Source organism: Cohnella hongkongensis, assembly GCF_042654645.1.
Classification (GTDB): Bacteria; Bacillota; Bacilli; order Paenibacillales; family Paenibacillaceae; genus Cohnella; species Cohnella hongkongensis.
In genome coordinates this window covers 20,481-34,980 of sequence record NZ_JBHSEP010000002.1, presented here as the reverse complement: position 1 = coordinate 34,980, position 14,500 = coordinate 20,481, and the positions used below count along the sequence as shown (strand labels likewise).

Below are 14,500 nucleotides of genomic sequence, written 5' to 3'. Positions count from 1 at the left end.
AGCCTTATCTTAGCAAGAAAACGCCTTCATCGGCAATGTTAAAATTTCCGCATGCCGCCCGAATAGGGTAGACCGCCGGCTGATGTCCGATATAATAGAGTTTACCGCTAGGAGGGCAACCGGTAGGAACTCCTCAAAAGTTGAAATTCTTTTCTCAAATAGGGTTCAAATAGTCAACAAATATGTAGCCTAGAGTCCAATATAAACGAGTAGTGGTAGAACAGAGGAATTTAATTGGAAATTTGGCTGAATCACCTCCGACAAAAAATGCGATTCTGCGTTTAGAGGACGCCGAAGGAGTTTTTACCTGACAAGAGATGGTTGAGCAATCACCCTGCAGATCGGTGCACGGAAAGTCGGATGCGCGATATCGGCATCTGTTAATTTGGAGAAGGAAGGAGGCGAAGCGATGAATTGGCTGGAAAGCATGAATGCCGCGCTCGGCTACATCGAGGACCGTCTGGACGACGAGATCGACTTCCGGGAGGCGGCGAGACGAGCGCGCTGCTCGGAGTATCATTTCAAGAGAATGTTCTCGTTTCTGGCCGGGATCCCGTTGTCGGAATACATTCGCCGCAGGCGGCTGACTCAGGCGGGCCTTGATCTGACTCGCGGACAGGATCGAATTCTGGACATCGCGGTGAAGTATGGATATAACTCGGCGGACGCCTTCGCCAGAGCGTTTCAAGGCGTTCACGGGGTGACGCCTTCGGAAGCCAGACAGAGCGGCCGGCCGCTAAAAGCTTATCCCCGCCTATCCTTCCAATTAACCGTTAGCGGAGGAGATGTCATGCAGTATCGCATCGTGGAGAAAGAGGCTTTTCGCATTGTGGGCATCATGAAGAGGGTTCCCATCGTCTTCGAGGGCGTTAACCCAGAGATTGCCGAGATGGCGCAAAGCTTGGGCATGGAGGGAATCGAGGAACTGAAGAGCCTTTCCAGCGTGGAGCCGCGGGGGCTGATCAGCGCGTCGACGAATTTCTCCGAAGGGAGAATGGAGGAGAAGGGAGAGCTCGATCATTATCTGGGCGCGGCCACGACGGAGAACGGGCCTGATCATCTGGCGAAGCTGGAGGTGCCCGCGTCGACGTGGGCTGTCTTCGAGTCCGTCGGACCTTACCCGTCGGCTCTTCAGAACGTCTGGGGCCGCATTTACTCCGAATGGTTCCCGTCCTCCAACTACGAGTTGGCCCCGGGTCCGGAGATGCTGTGGAACGAAGGGGCGGATACGTCATCCCCGACCTATCGGAGCGAAATTTGGATTCCGGTTAAGCTGCGGGAAGAGATGGATTAACCGGTCTTTTTTCAGGCCGCTAAGAAGAAATGGACGGCTTCGCATCCGCTCCCGGGGGGATGGAGGCCGTCTTTAACGTGGTCATGACATTGTCCAAAACGAGGTGCCAACCCCAAGCTGATTTGTTACAATAGAGCTATCTCGCAGAAAAGGAGGGAAGACCTATGGATCTGGAACTGAAAGCGATGCTGGAGTCGATCAGAGACGAGCTGAAGTCGGTTAAGGAAAATCAGGAAACGTTCGCTAAAGAGGTCAATCTTCGATTTGACAGCGTGGACAACCGGTTTAATGAAGTAGACAACCGGTTTAATGAAGTAGACAACCGATTTAATGAAATAGACAACAGGTTTAATGATATGGAAGGCAGGCTGGACGGGATTAAGCATCAGCTGGACCGAATCGAAGCCGAATCGAACGACGACGTCGTCGCCCTGCTCGAATCGATCAGCGGCAAGATTGAGGCGCTCGCCACCAAGGAAGACGTCGAATATCTGGCTGAGCGGGTAGGCCGAGCGGAGCTGGAGATCGACCGGCTTAAACGCGCAAAATGAGTGTCAGTTCATGAAGTGGCAGGTTGAAAGCTTCTTCTGTCAGTCCTCCAACGTAATCCGCTGGTTAATGCGCAATACCATCCTACTCTGAACCATGCCCATGGATACCTCCCGCCAATCCGACAACCATTAAGGGAGCACACGATAAAAAACGGCTGCCATTCGCCGAAGCTGTCCGGAAGGACGGGACTCGACGAGAAGCAGCCGTTTTGGATTTTAAAATCAGCCTTCAAGCAGCAGCGTTTCCGGGTCTTCAAGCATTTCCTTGATTTTCGCGAGGAACTGCACGGCTTCCGCTCCGTCAACGATTCTGTGATCGTAAGACAGGGCGATGTACATCATCGGACGGTTCTCCATCCGCTCCGCGTCGATGGCGACCGGGCGCAGCTGGATTTTGTGCATGCCGAGAATGCCGACTTGAGGCGCGTTCAGAATCGGCGTCGACATCAGAGAGCCGAAAATACCGCCGTTCGTAATCGTGAAGGTGCCGCCCTGCAGCTCCGACAGCTCCAATGTGTTGTTGCGGGCTTTGCCGGCCAATTCGACGATGGAACGCTCGATCTCGGCGAAGCCGAGGCGATCGGCGTCGCGGACGACCGGAACGACCAGCCCTTCCTTGGCGGATACGGCGATGCCGATATCGTAATATTTTTTCACGATGATGTCTTCGCCGCTAATCTCCGCGTTCAACAGCGGGAACGCCTTAAGCGCGCCGACGACCGCCTTCGTGAAGAAGGACATGAAGCCGAGGCCGACGTCGTGCTTCTCCTTGAAGGAGTCTTTGCGGCGTTTGCGGATTTCAAGAATCGCGGTCATGTCGACTTCGTTAAACGTCGTCAGCATGGCTGCCGTATGCTGGGCTTCCACGAGCCGCTTCGCGATCGTCAAGCGGCGGCGGGACATGCGCTTGCGCTCTTCCGGCTTGTTCGTGTTCGAGGTCGGCTTGTCGGCCGCGGCGGACTTCGGCGCCGGCTGCGGAGCCGCTTGCGGAGCGCTCCCAGCCGAAGCGACGTCGCTGGCGTGAATGCGGCCGATCGGGTCGCGAGCGGCAACCGCGTTCAGGTCGATGCCTTTCTCGCGCGCCAGCTTGCGGGCAGCCGGCGTGGCGAGCGCAGCGCCTTCATTGGCCGAGGAGGCGGCGACGGCCGGAGCCGGACTGCCGGCCTGCTGGGCAGGCGCAGGCGCCGAGGCAACGGGGGCCGAAGCTGCAGGAGACGAAGCAGCGGGAGCCGAAGGCGCCGATCCAGCAGCGCCGATTCTGCCGACCGGTTCGCCAATCTTGACGGTATCCCCTTCGGCGGCCAGAATTTCCGCGATCACGCCGTCTTGCTCCGCGCTGATTTCCAAGTTCACTTTGTCGGTTTCCAGCTCCAGCAGAAGGTCTCCTTGTTTAACGCTGTCTCCTACTTTGACGAGCCATTTCGAGATCGTGCCTTCCGTAATGGATTCGCCCATCGCCGGTACAAGAATGTCATGCATTGAAGTTACCTCCCGGATTTAACTGCGGATTTCGTTTTTTTCTTTTGAACCAAAGTTTGATTGATAATGAACTGCTGCTCGAACGTATGGATTTGCTGGTATCCGCTTGCCGGGCTCGACCGCTTAGGACGGCCGTTATAGCTGACGGACACCTTCGCGACGTCGACAAGATCGCGAATGCGAGGCTCGATGTAGCTCCATACGCCCATGTTTTTCGGCTCCTCCTGTACCCACAGAATTTCGGACAGGTTCGGGAAGCGATCGATGATCGATTTGAGCTCCAGCTTAGGGAACGGATAAAGCTGCTCTACGCGGGCAATGTGCAGCCAGTCGCGGTTCGTGTCCGGCGTCTTGGCCAGCTCTTCGGCCAGATCGATGGCGACTTTGCCGGTGCACAGAACAAGACGCTCCACCTTGGAAGGCTGGCTGCCCAATCCGGGCTGCTCCAAGACCGTCTGGAACGTGCCTTCGCTCAGCTCCGCTGCCGGAGAAGCGACGTGCGGGTTGCGGATCATGCTTTTCGGCGCCATCAGCACGAGCGGGCGAGCCTGGTCCGTATTCAGAATGGACGCTTGCCGGCGCAGCAGATGGAAGTATTGGGCCGCGCTGGACAGATAGGCCACCGTCCAGTTCTCTTCGCCCGACAGCTGCAGGAAGCGCTCCAGTCTTGCGCTGGAGTGCTCGGGACCTTGCCCTTCGTAGCCGTGCGGAAGCAGCATCGTCAGTCCCGAGCGCTGCGACCACTTGGATTGGCCGGCCGAGATGAACTGATCGATCAGAACCTGCGCCGAGTTGGCGAAGTCTCCGAATTGCGCTTCCCAGATGACCATCGTTTCCGGTGCGAACACGTTATAGCCGTATTCCAGTCCGAGCACGCCGGCTTCCGACAGCGGGCTGTTGTGGATTGCGAACGAAGCCTTCGCTTCGGGAATCGCATGCAGCGGGCAGAACGTTTCCCCGGTTTCCGTATCGTGCAGGACGAGGTTGCGGTGCGCGAACGTCGCTCTCTCAGCATCCTGTCCGCTTAGCCGGATCGGCGTTCCGTCGGCCAAGATCGTGGCGAAGGCCAACGTCTCGGCATGGCTCCAGTCGACCTTCTCGCCGTCGTTCAGCGCATCCGCCCGGCGTTCGAGAATTCGCTTCAGCTTGCCGTACACGTTAAACGATTCCGGGAATTGAAGCAGCCCTTTGTTGATGCTGTGCAGCTTCTCCAGAGGAACGGCGGTTAGCGGCTTCGGCGCGTCAAGAGAAAATTCGGGCGGAAGAGACTGCCGGATCGGACTGCTTCCTTCCTTGCCCTTCACTTCCTCATAGGCGTCCTTCAGCTTGTTCTGCACGTCGCGCTTGATCTGTTCGACGGCTTCCTCCGTCAGCACCCCTTCGCGAATCAGCTTGTCTGCGTACAAGCGGGCGACGTTGGGGTGAGCCTTAATCTTCTTATAGATCAGAGGCTGGGTCGTTTCCGGATCGTCCGTCTCGTTGTGGCCGTAGCGGCGATAGCCGATCAGGTCGATCAGGAAATCTTTTTTGAACAGAGTCCGGTACTCGCTGGCCATTCGCGCGGCGGCGATGACTGCTTCAGGCTCGTCCGCGTTCACGTGAATGATCGGGATCTCGAAGCCTTTCGCCAGGTCGCTGGCATAATGCGTCGAACGGGAGTCATGGCTCTCCGTCGTAAAGCCGATGCGGTTGTTGGCGATGATATGAATCGTGCCGCCGCAGGTATAGCCTTGGATATTGTTAAAGTTCAGCGTCTCCGCCACGATGCCTTCGCCGATAAACGCCGCATCTCCGTGAATAAGAATGGAAGCCGCCTGGTCCAGATTCTGCACCGGATAGCCGGGTTGGGTGCGGTCTTCCTGAGCCGCGCGGGCGTAGCCCCCGACGACCGGGTTCACGTACTCCAGATGGCTCGGATTGTTGGCCAGCGTAATGCGGGTTTCCGCCGTCTCGCCGGAAGTGATCGAGCGGTTGGCGCCAAGATGATACTTGACGTCTCCCGTCCAGCCGTAGTTGATGCCAATCGAGCCTTCCGAAGGAATGAGATTTTTGTTCGGCGAATGATGGAACTCCGAGAAAATGCTGCCGTATGGCTTGCCAAGGACGTGCGCAAGCACGTTAAGACGACCGCGATGCGCCATTCCCATGGCGATATGGCGGGCGCCGTCATTGGTCAGTTCGTGTACGATTTCGTCGGTTAACGGAACGAGCGCTTCGATCCCTTCCGCCGAAAAGCGCTTCTGACCGACGAAGGTGCGCTGCAGAAAGTCCTCAAATTGTTCCGCTTCGAACAGCTTGCGAAGCAAGGATTCCTTCTCGGAAGCGAGCAGTCGAGTGGACGGAATGACCGTCTCGGCCTGCTTGTTGAGCCACTTCCGCTCTTCCTCGACATGGACGTGTCCGAATTCGAAGGCAATGGGGCCGGTATAGACTTGCAGCAGCTTTTGCACGGCTTCCCAGGCGTTGTTCAACGAGTAGGGAGCGTCTTCCCAGACGCAGTCCGGAGGAAGCTGCTTCAGATCGGATTCGCTAAGACCGTAAGTACCGGGTTCGATCATCTCCGTGCTTGCTTTAGGACTGAGATCGAGCGGGTCGATATCGGCGGCCAGATGGCCGAAGGATCGTATATTCCAAGCCAGTTGACCGGCGGCTATCGCTTTCTTGAGTAGAGCGGCGTCGAGTGCGGCCGAGCCGCCGGCAGCTTGCGAAGCGTTAACCGGGTATGGCGTTGCGGAGTCCGAGCGTGGGGGGGCTCCATATCGCGAGAACAGCTCTTGATATTGGGGGCTTACCGCTTCCGCATTTTGCAGATAGATGTCGTACTGCTCTTGGATGTAGCCCAGATTGGGGCCGAAAAACTGGTGCCATAATTCTTGCATTTTTCCATTGTCCACTGACATTGTGCATCCCTCTGCATTCATGTTAGTCATACACGGGTGCCAAGATTGTAACGCATGCACCTCTTACCATTCTAAATCATTTTTATGTTCGGGAATAGTCATTATTATGCATTGAAATGATCTATAAAATAGATTGGTTTGCGGGTTTTCCCAATATGAAGGTTAGGGTGCGCCATCGTGTCGGATTTGACTCGCTTTTTATTATATAATGAAGAGAAATAAATCGCGAAACGACTAAGGAGGAGGATGGAGATGATCGACTCCGTTACGAATTCGAACTTAGCCGTTGCTCCGGTTTCTTCTTATATGTATTCTCCATTTCATCAAACCGGATACCGGCAGCCGTCCGGCATGTGGATGAGGGCGAACCCGTCGCCTTATGAGCAGTTCGTCCGCAAGGCTGCGGAGAACGTCGCTTCTTTTCTGGAATCGTCCCGCAAGCTCCAGCGGTCGGCTCAGGAATTGGGACGGGAGGCGGGTTCGCTTTTTCGGTCCAGAGAAACGCAGTCTTCCGATCCGTCGGCGATTGCTGTGGAGGCGAAAGACGGAGCGGCGGTGGGGGCATATCGGATTCAAGTCTATTCCCTCGCGTCGGCGCAGGTACACGTCGGGAAGGAGATGGCGGGCGACGCCCCGTCCGAACAGGATAGCGGGGTTCATCGCTTAAAGCTGTCGATCGCCGGGAGAGAGACGACGGTCGACATCCGGATGGCGGCCGGGGACTCGAACGAACAGGCGTTAGGGCGCATCCGGGACGCGATCAACGACGCGCGTGCAGGCGTCACCGCAAGTCTCGCGTCGGGTGGAAACGGAACGGTGAGGCTGGAGCTGAGAAGCGATCGGACGGGAACCGATCATCGCTTCACGGTGACGGACGAAGCGGGCAGCGCGGCTGCCTGGTCCGGGATTACCGAGGCGACGGCCGCTGCGTCCGATGCGGCTTATTCGGTCAACGGAGGCGCTGCGATCTCCGCCCAGTCCAACGTCGTCGAGCTGGAGAAAGGCAAGGCGACAGCCTTCCTGCTGGCGGTGACGGACGCTCCCGTTGCCGTTGAGGTTCGGGCGCTGGAGGAGAAGGCGCTGGCGCGGATCGGCAGGCTGGTCGCAGATTATAACGACACGATAACCCGCTTGACTGAAGCGGGTGGGTATATGAGTCCTCATGTTCGGAAGAGCCTGGAGGGGACGGTAAGCGAAGCGACGTTCGGCGCGATCGGCATTCGCGTGAACGGGGACGGCACGCTGAGCGTGGACGAGAGGGCGCTGCGGACCCGTCTGCGCACGGACTCGGAACGAGCGGCGCGGGCGGCGGAGGGGGCCGCCCGAAGCCTGGAGCAGGAGGCGTCCCGCTTTCAGGCCGTTCCGGCCAGCGGACTGCTGAATCCGCATATGATGGCGCTCCAGCAGTTCGCCGCCTACCAGGCGACGATGCAAGCCTATTTGCAGATCCCGACGACGGGGCTGCTGATCCATAGTCTAATATAATCCCGTGCTCTACGGACGCAGATCCGCCAAATTCATCGCCGGCACAAGCCCTTCTCCGATGGCCCGTTCAAGCAGCGTGGTGACGGCCGCGAAGCCGTCGTTCCCCAACTCGGCGGTGAATTCGTTGACGTAGAGCTCGATATGCGCACGGGCCACCTGCGGATCCATCTCCTGGGCGTGCTCCATCACGTAGCTTCTCGAAGCTTCAGGCTGCTTCCAGGCATAGGCGACGGAAGCTTGGATCCATTCGCGGATGCGCTCCAAATCGAGGGAACGCCGGGCGACGATCGCGCCGAGAGGAATCGGCAGGCCGGTATCGCCCTCCCACCAGCTCCCGAGATCGACGACCTGGGACAGACCGTAGTTCCGGTAAGTAAACCGAGCCTCGTGAATGACGAGTCCGGCGTCGATTCGGCCGTCGCGGACGGCCGGCATAATTTCGTGGAACGGCATGACGAGAATTTCGCCTACGCCGCCGGGAACGTGGCGAGCCGCCCAGAGCCGGAACAACAAATAAGCCGTCGATCGCTCGCTGGGGACGGCAATCCGCTTCCCGGACAGCGCGGCGGCGTCAGCCGGGGCCGAGTCTTCCGCTCCGGCTCGAAGCACGAGGGGACCGCACCCCCTTCCGAGCGCCCCCCCGCACGGAATCAGCTTGTACTCGGGCAGCATCCAAGGAAGGGCGGCGTAGGAAATTTTCAGAATGTCGAGCTCGCCGGAGCTGGCGGCCAGATGGTTGGTCACGTCGATATCGGCATAAGTGACTTCGAACTTCGGCGTATCCGGTATGAAGCCGTGTACGAGCGCATGGAAGACGAACGTATCGTTCGGGCAGGGCGAATAAGCGATTTTCATGATGGAAGCACCTCCGCTAAATAAGTGTTGGCCGCTTCGAGCGCGGCCAGGGCGTCGCCGATTTTCCAGGCGTCCCTGTCACGCGGTCCGACGGCGTTCGAGATCGCGCGGACTTCAAGGAAGGGAAGGCCGAAGAGACGGGCCGCTTCGGCGACGCCGAAGCCTTCCATCGCCTCGGCGGCCGCTCCGGGATATCTCGCGGCGAGCGCTTCCGCCGTAGCGGCCGAGCCTGTGACCGTCGACAGCGTCAGCACGGGACCGCAGTGCGCCGGCATTCCTGCGCGTCGAAGCGCCTCCGCAAGACGCGAGGCGATCTCGGCGTCCGCGGGAAGCCGATTCGTTCCGAAGCCGAGCTTGTCCACGCTGGCGAAGCCCTCGGGCGTCTCCGCTCCCAGATCCGCCGCGATCGATTCGCTGGCGACGACAATCGAGCCGATCGGCGCGACATCCGCGAAGCCTCCGGCAATGCCGGCGCTGACGACGAGATCGTATCGCCCGTCCGCCCGGGCCAGCGCCGCCGCAGTGCTTGCCGCAGCCGCGGCCGGGCCGACGCCCGCGATCGCGACCTCGAACCCGGGCTCTCCGCTCAGTCCTCGCAGCACCGCTTCTTTCTCCGCCTCGACCGCGGTCATGATCAATATTTTTCGAGTCATCTACATTCCTCCCGCTTGCTTGATCGGGGCGACAGCCGCTCGATTCCGCTTTAACCAGTATAGACCTCCTCTCCTGCGGAGTAAATCCGCGTTCTTCCGCAAAAAGAACATCGAAACCGCATATAGATTGTTATATGATGGAGCTATGAACAAACCATTGTCGATTCTGCTTGGGATGATTCTCCTGTTCGGAGTCATCACCGGCATTAACATGTTTTATTGGCTCAAGCCGATGAACGACTATCCCGAAGCGAAAGACGGAGTGCTCGACTCGTCCCGATGGAACTACGGAGAACGAGGGATCATTCCGCTGCGCGGGGAATGGGAGTTCTATAAAGGGCTGCTGCTGGGGCCCGAGGACTTCCGAGGAGACCGCTCGGGCGAGCTGGAGAAGCAGAGAACGATCGTCGAGGTGCCGGGGAATTGGAAAGGCGTGCTCGCGGCGAACGGCCAGGACGGCTATGGCGCGGGAACATACCGGCTGCTCGTGCGCGTGGACGAGTCCGATTCGTTCAGCCTGCGGGCCAAAAAGATTCGAATGTCCAGCCGGATCTACATGAACGGAGCGGATGCGGGAGGAAACGGGCGGCCGGCGCTGAGCAAGGAACAGTTCGTTGCCAGCAACTTTCCCTTCTTCGGCACCGGTCAGGCGCGGGACGGAGTCATGGAGATCCTCGTTCATGTGGCCAGCTTCGATTTCCTCGAGGGGGGGCTGGTGCAGGCGCCGGAATTCGGTCTGACCTCGGACGTCATGGAACGCCGAGACCATTCCCGGCTGGCCGACATGATTCTCGTGACGACGATGCTGGTGTTCGGGCTCTATTACGCCGGCATGTTCAAGCAGTGGCGCAAGGAACGGCATCTGATGCATTTTTGTTTCTTCTGCCTTACGACCGGGTTATTCTTCTCGATCGACAACGAGATTCTGGCCAGCGCGCTCGTGCCGAACATCCCGTTTGCTTTGCTGCAGAAGCTGATCTTTCTGTTCACGTTTTTAGTGTTCGTTTTCTTCTGCCTGTACGTCTTCCGTTATCTGAGCAACGAGAAAAACGCGGTTCTCCAATGGCTGATCCGCTTCGGAGTCGTCTACCTGGCGCTGTTCATGCTGGCCCCGAGCCGTTATATTCACATCTTCTGGACGCTGGGAATCGCGATGCAGATCGTCGCCTTCGGATTGCTGTTCTACGCGATCTTTCGCAGCCACCGCCGCAACTCTCATGACAGCTACTACATGCTGATGGGGATTTTCTTCCTGATTGTCACCTGGAGCTACGGACAGTCCCGCTACCAATTCGCGCTGGACAATCCTTACTACATGATCGTGACGCCGCTGCTGCTCGTGTTCTCGCAAGCTTTCCTCATGTCGGACCGGATGCAGTCGGCCTTTCGGCGCAGCGAGCTGCTGACCGACCGGCTCCTCCAATACGATCGTCAGAAAGATGAATTTCTGGCCAAAACGTCGCACGAGCTTCGCACGCCTCTTCACGGCATCGTGAATCTGTCGCAGGCGCTTCTGGACGACCGGGAGAAGCCGCTTCAGGGCGAGCAGCGGGAAAATCTTCATATGCTGCACCTGCTGGGCCGCAGGCTGACCGGACTCGTGCACGACATTCTGGATATGAACAAAATTCGCCACGGTCAGCTGACCATTCAACCGACTTCCGTGGACGTGGGGATGTCGGCGCGGTTTGTCATCGAGACGCTGTCAATCGCTTCGACGAACCGGGACGTCAAGCTCGTGAACGAGCTGCCGGCGACGCTTCCGCTGGTCCGGGCGGACGAGAACCGGCTGCGGCAGATTCTTCACAATCTGATGGAGAACGGCTTGAAGTATACGGAAAAGGGGACGGTGCGGGTGACGGCGGAACGACGCGAGGGGGAGCTGGCCATATCGGTGATGGACACGGGCAGAGGAATTCCTCCGGAAGCGCTGGACGGTCTGTTCCGTCCCTTCGTCCAATACGGGGAGGAGGGGGAGGCCCCGAATGCCGGTCTGGGCCTGGGGCTGAGCATATCCAAGCAATTGACGGAGCTGCAAGGCGGCCGGCTGGAGGTCGAGTCGGAGGTCGGAGTCGGGTCGCGGTTCACGTTTACGCTGCCGATCGATGCCGAGTCCGAGGAGGTCGCCGCCGCCGCGGAATCGAAGGAGCCGGTCTTTCCGTCGCTTGCCGGGACGACGCACCGCGCACCCGAACAGACCTTTCACGTGCTGATCGTGGACGACGAGCCCTCCAATCTGAAAATTCTGATCCATGTAGCCACGTCGATGGGCTGGGGCTACACGGCGGTCGGCGGAGGTGCGGAGGCTCTGGCGGCGCTGCTTCGGCCTCCGAAGCCCGATCTGGTGCTTCTGGATCTGATGATGCCCGGCATCTCCGGTCTCGATGTGTGCCGGGAAATCCGAACGCTGCAGGGGCTGGCCGAGCTTCCGGTGCTGATGCTGACGGCGTCGGGTCAGACGGGAGATACGATGGCGTCCTTCGCTGCGGGAGCGAACGATATTTTGCAGAAGCCGTTCGAGCTGGCGGAGCTGAAGGCGAGGGCGCAGTCGCTGCTCGCCATGAAGAGCTCGTCCGAGCAGGCGGTGCGCAGGGAGATGGACTTCCTGCAGGCCCAGATCACGCCGCACTTCCTGTACAACAGCATGAACGCGCTGGTCGGGCTCAGTTATAAGGACGTAGACAAGCTCAGGGAAACGATTCACCATCTGACGACCTACTTGCGGGCGAAGTTTACGTTCGTCTTCCACGGGGAGAAGGTCGAGCTGGAGCGCGAGCTGGAGCTTGTCACAGCTTATCTGGCGATCGAGCAGCTTCGTTTCGGAGAGCGGCTGAAGGTCGGCTACCGGATCGAGGAGGGCCTTCGCTGCCTGCTGCCGCCGCTGACGCTGCAGCCGATCGTGGAGAACGCCGTTCGGCACGGGATCGGCCCACGGCCGGAAGGAGGGACGCTGAACGTGACGGTAAGCCGCGGAGAAGGCGGAATCGATATTCTGGTGGAAGACGACGGCATCGGCATGAGCGAGGAGACGCTGGACGACCTGCATAACGGGCGGATGGGCGGGGTCGGCGTTCGCAACGTGAATCGGCGCCTGCAGATGCTGTACGGAGGCAAGCTGGAGTACCGCAGCCGGATGGGGCAAGGCACGCAGGTCAAGTTACATATACCGGAGGAATTCGATGATAAGAGCGCTGTTGATAGATGACGAAGAGATTGCCCTCGACGTTCTGGAGATTCTGCTGCGGGAGATCGGGGGCGTAGAGATTGCGGGAAAATTCAACCGAGTGTCCGAGGCGGTGGAGCAGGCGGACAAGCTGCGGCCGGATTTGATCTTCCTGGACATCGAGATGCCCGGAACGAACGGGCTGGTCGCAGGCGAGCTGCTGAGCGAGCGCTGCCCTGACGCGGAAATCGTATTTGTTACCGCCTACCACCAATATGCGCTTGAAGCGTTCGATAGGAACGCGATCGGTTATTTGCTGAAGCCTGTTGCCAAGGACCGGCTGAGCAAGGCGATTGCCCGATACGAGTCGCTGCGCGAGAAAGCGGCGAGAAAATCCGTTTCCCCTGCGGCTCGCCGGGGAAGCGAGGGCTCCCGGCAGCCTGCGCTGACCTTGAAAGCGATGGGAAGCCTGGAGCTTTACGACGGCGAAGGGAAGCTGGTCACCTGGAGGACGCGGAAGACGAAGGAACTGTTCGCCTACTTGTGGAGCTGCGGCGGCGAGCCGGCGTACCGCTATCACATTCTCGATCATCTCTGGCCCGAGGTCGATTCCGAACGCGCCAAGGCGCTGTTTCACACGACGCTGTACAACCTGCGCAGCATGCTGAGGTCGGCCGGACTTCCGGACATGGTCGCGTTCGGAGACGAGCGCTATTGGATGCACGTCGATCATATCTCCAGCGACGTCGACAGATTGAATGCGATGCTGAGCGGAGAAGCGGGGGAAGACGTGAACGAGCTGCTGGCGTTGTACCGAGGAGATTTCCTGGAGACGGAGCATTACGACTGGGCGGACATCAAGCGCATCGAGCTGAGGACGGCGTTCGTCCGGCATCTGGACCTGCGCTCCGAAGCCGCCGTCTCTCCGGTCAAGGAACGGCTTCTCTGGAAGCTCCTCGAGCTCGACCCTTATCGCGGCAGCGTGTACGAGAGGCTGATGCGGCATCTGCAGCGAACGGGAGACTCCGTCTCGATCCTGAAGCTGAGGGAGTGGAGATCGCAGCTGGACAACGAGATTGCGGACGACAGCCGGTTCGGCTAGAGATCGCTGTTCTGCCACTCCGTCGGCGACATCTTCTTGAGCTTCTTGAACGTCCGGCTGAAATAATAGATGTCGCTGAAACCCGTCTCATGAGCGATCTCCGATATATTCATGCTCCTGCTTCTCAGCAGGCTCTCCGACTTGTTGATTCGGATCAGGTTGACATACTCGATCAGCGATTTGTCCGTCAGCTTCTTGAACAGACGGCTGAAATGATAGCGGCTTAGCCCCGCGATATCCGCCAGCTGCTGAACCGACAGCTTCTCCTTGTAATGGTCGTCGATATACGCGAATACCGGCGCCAGCCGCTCCAGTCCTCTGAGCCGATGGCGATAGTCGTCCAGCTGCGACGTCGTGGCGACATACTTGCGCACGAGCAGGGAAAGCAGCCTGTACAGTTGCGATTTGACGGACAGCTCGTAGCCGAGCTCCTCGTGCTGCAGCTCATGGATGATGGACTGCACGCAGCGGGTCATCTCTTCGTCTCCCGACACGCGATTCTGGAACAAAATCCGGTTGCGAACAATGGGCGTAATGAATTTCGTCTCCACCGCGTCCATCGCGTGGCTGTGGAGAAGGGAGACGTCGACAATCATCGTATAGTAGGATAAGTCCTCCGAAGTGCTGACCCCGTAGTGGAGCTCGTTGCTGTTCACGACGCAGAGATCGCCCCGCTTATAGAAGATCGGATTGGAACCGCATTCGATCATTGCGCTGCCCGACAGGAAAAACAGAAACTCCATATGCTCGTGCCAATGGTGCGGGAACAGCGTCTGCCCGCTGACGAACTTGTACGTATGAGCGGGATGGACCTTAATCGGAAAGGAAGGGTTGGGCATCGGCATCGGTTCTTTGAATGGGGCTTGTCTCTCCACACGTCTCCCTCCAAAACCGCACGATCGTGCAAATAATGAGCATGCTTTTTCATGGTAACGGCTCTGTATCCCATTATAATACGAATTAACAAGCAAAAGCACCTTCGCTTCAGCGTCGTTGGCGGCGGAGCGTGTTTTTGTCG

Annotated in this window: 10 protein-coding genes; 5 read left to right on the top strand and 5 right to left on the bottom strand. The window is 58.6% G+C overall.

The genetic code is table 11. The features are described 5' to 3' along the window. Nucleotides 1–409: 409 nt before the first annotated feature. Both ACFO3S_RS03530 and ACFO3S_RS03525 read left to right on the top strand, forming a co-directional pair. A complete protein-coding gene (locus tag ACFO3S_RS03530) occupies nucleotides 410–1,294 on the top strand; it encodes an AraC family transcriptional regulator (RefSeq protein ID WP_378092314.1) in 885 nt (294 codons plus the stop codon). Between the two features lie 164 nt (nucleotides 1,295–1,458). After that, complete coding sequence (locus ACFO3S_RS03525; RefSeq protein ID WP_378092312.1) at nucleotides 1,459–1,845, top strand: hypothetical protein; 387 nt, start codon at nucleotides 1,459–1,461, stop codon at nucleotides 1,843–1,845. Nucleotides 1,846–2,067: 222 nt separating this feature from the next. Here the strand turns inward: ACFO3S_RS03525 and odhB are convergent, their stop codons facing one another. Together odhB and ACFO3S_RS03515 are read right to left on the bottom strand one after the other, a co-directional pair. After that, on the bottom strand, nucleotides 2,068–3,324 hold the full coding sequence (gene odhB / locus ACFO3S_RS03520) for a 2-oxoglutarate dehydrogenase complex dihydrolipoyllysine-residue succinyltransferase (protein WP_378092310.1): 1,257 nt from the start codon (nucleotides 3,322–3,324) through the stop codon (nucleotides 2,068–2,070). Between the two features lie 5 nt (nucleotides 3,325–3,329). Next, the gene (locus ACFO3S_RS03515) at nucleotides 3,330–6,224 is read right to left on the bottom strand and encodes a 2-oxoglutarate dehydrogenase E1 component (protein ID WP_378092308.1); all 2,895 of its coding nucleotides are present in this window, start codon (nucleotides 6,222–6,224) and stop codon (nucleotides 3,330–3,332) included. A 252-nt stretch (nucleotides 6,225–6,476) separates the two neighbouring features. On the opposite strand from ACFO3S_RS03515, the gene ACFO3S_RS03510 reads away from it, so the two are divergent. Then, nucleotides 6,477–7,709 carry a flagellar cap protein FliD N-terminal domain-containing protein gene (locus ACFO3S_RS03510; protein ID WP_378092306.1) on the top strand — a complete coding sequence of 411 codons (1,233 nt, stop codon included), beginning with the start codon at nucleotides 6,477–6,479 and terminating at the stop codon, nucleotides 7,707–7,709. Between the two features lie 9 nt (nucleotides 7,710–7,718). Here ACFO3S_RS03510 and ACFO3S_RS03505 read toward each other — a convergent pair whose 3' ends face one another. Further along, nucleotides 7,719–8,564, bottom strand: coding sequence for a 1,4-dihydroxy-6-naphthoate synthase (locus tag ACFO3S_RS03505; protein ID WP_378092304.1), 846 nt, complete (start codon nucleotides 8,562–8,564; stop codon nucleotides 7,719–7,721). Continuing rightward, nucleotides 8,561–9,217 carry a futalosine hydrolase gene (locus tag ACFO3S_RS03500; RefSeq protein WP_378092302.1) on the bottom strand — a complete coding sequence of 219 codons (657 nt, stop codon included), beginning with the start codon at nucleotides 9,215–9,217 and terminating at the stop codon, nucleotides 8,561–8,563. The genes ACFO3S_RS03505 and ACFO3S_RS03500 overlap by 4 nt, the downstream gene beginning before the upstream one ends. 145 nt (nucleotides 9,218–9,362) lie before the next feature. Here ACFO3S_RS03500 and ACFO3S_RS03495 point away from each other — a divergent pair, with 145 nt between their 5' ends. Beyond that, nucleotides 9,363–12,422 (top strand): ATP-binding protein, encoded by a 3,060-nt coding sequence (locus ACFO3S_RS03495; RefSeq protein ID WP_378092300.1) that lies wholly within the window; start codon nucleotides 9,363–9,365, stop codon nucleotides 12,420–12,422. Then, nucleotides 12,397–13,482, top strand: a complete 1,086-nt coding sequence (locus tag ACFO3S_RS03490) for a response regulator (protein ID WP_378092298.1) — start codon at nucleotides 12,397–12,399, stop codon at nucleotides 13,480–13,482. Before ACFO3S_RS03495 ends, ACFO3S_RS03490 begins: the two co-directional genes overlap by 26 nt. Here the strand turns inward: ACFO3S_RS03490 and ACFO3S_RS03485 are convergent. Beyond that, nucleotides 13,479–14,357 (bottom strand): AraC family transcriptional regulator, encoded by an 879-nt coding sequence (locus ACFO3S_RS03485; RefSeq protein WP_378092296.1) that lies wholly within the window; start codon nucleotides 14,355–14,357, stop codon nucleotides 13,479–13,481. The two genes, ACFO3S_RS03490 and ACFO3S_RS03485, sit on opposite strands and share 4 nt — an antisense overlap. Nucleotides 14,358–14,500 lie beyond the last annotated feature (143 nt).

Bases quoted from the DNA above. Each gene is read 5' to 3' on its own strand.
- ACFO3S_RS03530 (WP_378092314.1), top strand. From the start codon at position 410: ATGAATTGGCTGGAAAGCATGAATGCCGCGCTCGGCTACATCGAGGAC.
- ACFO3S_RS03525 (WP_378092312.1), top strand. From the start codon at position 1,459: ATGGATCTGGAACTGAAAGCGATGCTGGAGTCGATCAGAGACGAGCTG.
- odhB (WP_378092310.1), bottom strand. From the start codon at position 3,324: ATGCATGACATTCTTGTACCGGCGATGGGCGAATCCATTACGGAAGGC.
- ACFO3S_RS03515 (WP_378092308.1), bottom strand. From the start codon at position 6,224: ATGTCAGTGGACAATGGAAAAATGCAAGAATTATGGCACCAGTTTTTC.
- ACFO3S_RS03510 (WP_378092306.1), top strand. From the start codon at position 6,477: ATGATCGACTCCGTTACGAATTCGAACTTAGCCGTTGCTCCGGTTTCT.
- ACFO3S_RS03505 (WP_378092304.1), bottom strand. From the start codon at position 8,564: ATGAAAATCGCTTATTCGCCCTGCCCGAACGATACGTTCGTCTTCCAT.
- ACFO3S_RS03500 (WP_378092302.1), bottom strand. From the start codon at position 9,217: ATGACTCGAAAAATATTGATCATGACCGCGGTCGAGGCGGAGAAAGAA.
- ACFO3S_RS03495 (WP_378092300.1), top strand. From the start codon at position 9,363: ATGAACAAACCATTGTCGATTCTGCTTGGGATGATTCTCCTGTTCGGA.
- ACFO3S_RS03490 (WP_378092298.1), top strand. From the start codon at position 12,397: ATGATAAGAGCGCTGTTGATAGATGACGAAGAGATTGCCCTCGACGTT.